At 63.0% G+C, this 3,672-nt stretch carries 3 protein-coding genes and 1 pseudogene; 1 reads left to right on the forward strand and 3 read right to left on the reverse strand.

From position 1 onward, the window contains the following. Both RMO04_RS06590 and RMO04_RS21165 read right to left on the reverse strand, forming a co-directional pair. Window positions 1-748, reverse strand: a 748-nt coding sequence (locus tag RMO04_RS06590; protein WP_309643990.1) for an AAA family ATPase, incomplete at its 3' end; no start/stop codon positions are given. Window positions 749-1,000: 252 nt separating this feature from the next. Continuing rightward, a pseudogene (locus RMO04_RS21165) lies at window positions 1,001-1,126 on the reverse strand (AAA family ATPase); the annotation flags it as partial. On the opposite strand from RMO04_RS21165, the gene RMO04_RS06595 reads away from it, so the two are divergent. Continuing rightward, complete coding sequence (locus tag RMO04_RS06595) at window positions 1,111-2,157, forward strand: thioesterase family protein (RefSeq protein WP_309643991.1); 1,047 nt, start codon at window positions 1,111-1,113, stop codon at window positions 2,155-2,157. The pseudogene RMO04_RS21165 and the gene RMO04_RS06595 overlap by 16 nt on opposite strands. Before the next feature lie 48 nt (window positions 2,158-2,205). On the opposite strand, the gene RMO04_RS06600 is transcribed toward RMO04_RS06595, so the two are convergent. Further along, window positions 2,206-3,672: vitamin B12 dependent-methionine synthase activation domain-containing protein (locus tag RMO04_RS06600; protein ID WP_309643992.1), on the reverse strand; the 1,467-nt coding region annotated here is incomplete at its 5' end.

Raw genomic sequence — 3,672 nt, forward strand, 5'->3', positions numbered from 1 at the left:
CACTTGGTTCTAAATTATCAACACCGGCCGCAGAGAAAGTGCGCAATCGCCCCCTAAGTTTTGGCGTGAACCAAGGGATTAGTATTTCCCGAACAACAAACTCGGCGGAACTCTCTTCAAGGAATAGCCAACCATCGTGAAGGTCGAAATCTCCAAACTCGTAACCAAGCTCTCGAAGGAGTTCCAAATTTTCTTGATGTCCTCTTTCGACCTTGATGACTGAGGATGGGCTATCTGATTGATCACCTTGCTTGTGAACTCGGAAAACGCGTGAAGTTGGATCTGTTCCAAGTTCTCGGAGGACTATATTTGAATGTGTCGCTATAATGAATTGGTTTTTGCTGGCACTCTCCCTTACGAGATTGAGTAACGCCTTTAAGCCCTTCGGATGCAAATTGGTCTCAGGCTCTTCAAGAACGAAAACTTTTCCGTTCGCTAAGCTTAGGTCGACAATAAGCGCTACAATTTCAGAGACCCCGTCACCCATTTGATCCAGCGGAACGAATGTGTCTTCGTCGTAGTAGTATCCAGCCTGCTTTCCGTTAACGGCTGACTGGGTACCTATAAATACACCCAAAATTTCCTTCACGGCGGAACTATAAAACTCATGAGCTAAGGTACCCGGAGATGCTACTCGATCAATTCTAGCGTACAATTGATGAAATGTGCCGCTAACGACCGCCTGAGCGCTTCGATTTACATTTTGATCATAGCCAGATGCTTTCCGTTTGGCAGCAAACGGGATCACGAAATTTCGAGGCCACTCCCTCTCAAAGAGAGGGTCATCGTCGCCGATTACTCTAGTTGAAATAGCGCCTTCTTCAGGATTCGACCCCTTTAGAACCCGGACAAATCGCTGTACCGTCGAATTAGAAGCCCGCATTCTAAGATGGTCGTCTGGCTGAAAGCCTTCCAGGACGATTTCTCTCGATACAAGTTGACTACCTGGTCTCGCGTCGGACGTGGTGACGAAGGGGTTTATTTGCCAGGATGTAATGCCGCGAAGAAGGGTAGACTTTCCCGCGTTGTTCTGGCCCAGAAAAATATTGCATCCAGGGCCGAGGAATACATCGCCGGTATCCTCAAAGCATCGTACCCCGCACAGGCGAAATGATCGAATCCTCATTTGGGTATGCTAATCACGAGTTGAGGTTTGCCTCAACTCGCCCAAAGCACCTCTCGTGCAACCGCCGCTCAATCAAGCTTACCTGGTCCATTCCTGCCTACTCACCCACCTACTTCTGCGCCCTGGCACACCCTGAATATCGCGCTGCTCCAGGCGCCCTCCCCAACATTGCGACCCCTCCCCCCCGCCCGCTAAACTCCCCCCATGACCGCCACCACCAACCCCGCCTACGACATCGACCTCCACCCCTCGCCCCCGGCCGCTGGACCACCCACGCCGCCCAGGCGTGGCGCAATCCGGGCGGCGGGCTTTGGGGCGGCTATGCCCTGGGCCTGTGCGTCCGGGTGCTGGAGGTCGAGCCTGAGGCGGCGGGCGAGGCGCTGTCCATGACGCTGACCTACGCCGCGGGCCTGCCGGCCGGCGACTTGGACGTGCGCACGCGGCGCCTGCGCCAGGGCGGCTCCATCGGGGTCTGGGAGGTCGAGCTGCGGCCCCAGAGCCAGGACGACGTGGGCGTGCACGGCATGGTCACCCTGGCGCGCCGCCCGGCCACCCCGCCCTTCGCCTTCGCGGCCATGCCCCAGGCGCCGGCGCCCGAGGACCTGCCCAGCCCCGATCACCCGGGCGGCGCCCTGCATTTCGGCGCCTCGGCCTTCGAGCGGCGGACCCTGGACGGCTTCCCGCCCAAGCCGGGCGGCGATTCCCGCTCGCTCGCCTGGGTGCGCCCGCGCCATGGGATGTGGGACAAGGCGCTGCTGGCCATGGTCACCGACAATTCCGCGCCGCGGGTGATGTACGCGCTGGACCGGGTGATGACGACGACCCTGTCGCTCACCGTCTATCTGCACGCCCAGGCCGACGACCTGACCGCGCTCGCCGACGACTTCATCCTGATCGAGTGCGAGGGCCGGGTCGGCGGCGGCGGCGCCTCGGACGAGCGCTCCAGCTACTGGTCGCGCGACGGCCGCCTGCTGGCCACCAGCGAGCAGCTGGCCTGGTATCGGCAGAGACCGCCCACCTCCCCGGAATAGGAGGTGGGTTGGCCGTTGGCGACGGCCGCCTCCGACGCGGCTCACCCCCTACGTCGGCTCGTAGTTGAGGATCGGCGCCAGCCACCGCTCGGCGGTCTTCAGGTCCCAGCCCTTGCGCTTGGCATAGTCCTCGACCTGGTCCTTCTCGATCCGGCCGACGCCGAAATAGTGGCTGTCGGGATGGGAGAAATAGACCCCCGAGACGCTGGCCGGCGGGTTCATGGCGAAGCTCTCGGTGAGCTGCATCCCTGTCTGAGCTTCCGCGCCCAAGATACGGAAAAGCTCGGCTTTCTCGGTGTGGTCCGGCTGGGCCGGATAGCCCGCCGCCGGGCGGATGCCGCGGTATTTCTCGGCGATCAGGGCGTCGATGTCGAAGGGCTCGTCAGGGGCGTAGCCCCAGAGCTCGGTGCGCACCTTGCGGTGCAGGGCCTCGGCGAAGGCCTCGGCCAGCCGGTCGGCGAGGGCCGCGGCCAGGATGGCGTTGTAGTCGTCGCCGGCCGCCTTGAACTTTTGGGCGATCTCCAGCTCGCCATGGCCGGCGGTGACGGCGAAGCCGCCCATCCAGTCGGGCTTGCCGCCGAGCGGCGCCACGAAGTCGCTGAGCGCCACGTTGGCGCGGCCGCCGTCGGCCTGGGTCTGCGATTTCGGCATCTGCTGGCGCAGGGTGTGCAGGCGGGTCAGCTCCTTCGTCCGGCCCTCGTCCTCATAGAGCACCACGTCGTCGCCGTCGGCCTGGGCGGGCCAGAACCCGACCACGCCGCGCGCCTCAAACCACGTCTCGGCGATGATCTTCTCCAGCATCGCCTGGGCGTCCTTGTAGAGGTCGCGGGCGGCGGCGCCGACCACGTCGTCCTCCAGGATCTGCGGGAAGCGGCCGATCAGCTCCCAGCTCGCGAAGAACGGCGACCAGTCGATGTGCTTGGCGAGATCGGCCAGGTCGTACGCCGTGAAGGTCCGAGTGCCGATGAAGCTGGGCTTGGGCGGGTCATAGGTCGTCCAGTCCGGCACGAAGGCGTTGGCGCGGGCTTCGGCCAGGGTCGAGCGCGCCCGGTTCCCCTGCCCCCGTGCGAACTGCTCGCGCACCTTGATGTAGTCGGCCCGGGTCTCGGCCTGCAGCCGCACCTTCTCGCTGGGCGAGAGCAGGCCCGAGACCACCCCCACGGCGCGGCTGGCGTCCAGCACATAGGTGGTGGAGCCGGCCTTGTATTGCGGTTCGATCTTCACGGCCGTGTGGGTCTTCGACGTGGTCGCCCCGCCGATCAGCAGCGGGATGTTGAAGCCCCGCCGCTCCATCTCGCTGGCCACATAGACCATCTCGTCCAGGCTGGGCGTGATCAGGCCGCTCAGACCCACGATGTCGACCTTGTGGGCGATGGCCTCGTCCAGGATCCGGTCGGCCGGGACCATGACGCCCAGGTCGATGACCTCGTAATTATTGCACTGCAGGACCACGCCCACGATGTTCTTGCCGATGTCGTGGACGTCGCCCTTGACGGTGGCCATCAGGATCTTGCC

The sequence above is a fragment of the Phenylobacterium sp. genome (genome assembly GCF_031412415.1).
Taxonomy (GTDB): Bacteria; Pseudomonadota; Alphaproteobacteria; order Caulobacterales; family Caulobacteraceae; genus Phenylobacterium.